Source organism: Neisseria sp. P0021.S005 (assembly GCF_051956955.1).
Map to the genome: position 1 here is coordinate 1 of NZ_JBQCWY010000831.1, position 756 is coordinate 756.

General features: G+C 55.8%; 1 pseudogene. It reads left to right on the forward strand.

The window, feature by feature from the left end:
- Positions 1–756 (forward strand): annotated as a pseudogene (locus tag ACTHUE_RS19615) (hypothetical protein); the annotation flags it as partial.

Sequence of the window (756 nt, forward strand, 5' to 3'; positions counted from 1 at the left end):
TTAACGGCAGCCAACTGTTTGCGACCAACCAAAACGTAGCCAACAACGCCGCCAATATCGCCAAAGGCATCAACTTCGGTGGTACCACCGGCAGCAACAACTACGCATTGGGTGACACCATCAATGTCAAAGGCGACAGCAACATCATCAGCGAAACCGTAGCCGGTGGCGCACAGCTGAAACTGGCCAAAGACATCACTGTTGACAGCGTCACCGCAGGCGACAGCAAACTGAATTCAGACGGCCTCACCATTACCGGTGGCCCGAGTGTGACCAAGTCAGGCATCAATGCCGCCGGCAACAAAGTGACCAACGTTGCCGCCGGTACCGATGACACCGACGCCGTCAACTACAGCCAGCTGAAACAGCAAAGCGCCGCCGCCCGTACCGAGGTTGCAGCCGGCACCAACATCAAAGATGTGGTGAAAACGACCGGCGCCAACGGCCAAGACATCTATACCGTCAACGCCAAAGGCACGACTGCGAGCGCAGGTTCGGACAAAGTGACCGTCACTGCTTCAGCAGAAGACGCGAACAACGTGACCGACTACAGCATCGACTTGGCGCAAGACACCAAAGACGACATCCAAAAAGGTGTAGATGCCAAAACCACCGTTGACACCAAAGGCCTGACCTTCAACGGCGACAGCGGCAGCACCAATATCGAAAAACTCGGCTCCACCGTGACCGTTGCCGGCGACGACAACATCACCACTGAAGCCCAAGACGATAAAGTGACCGTCAAGCTGAACAAAG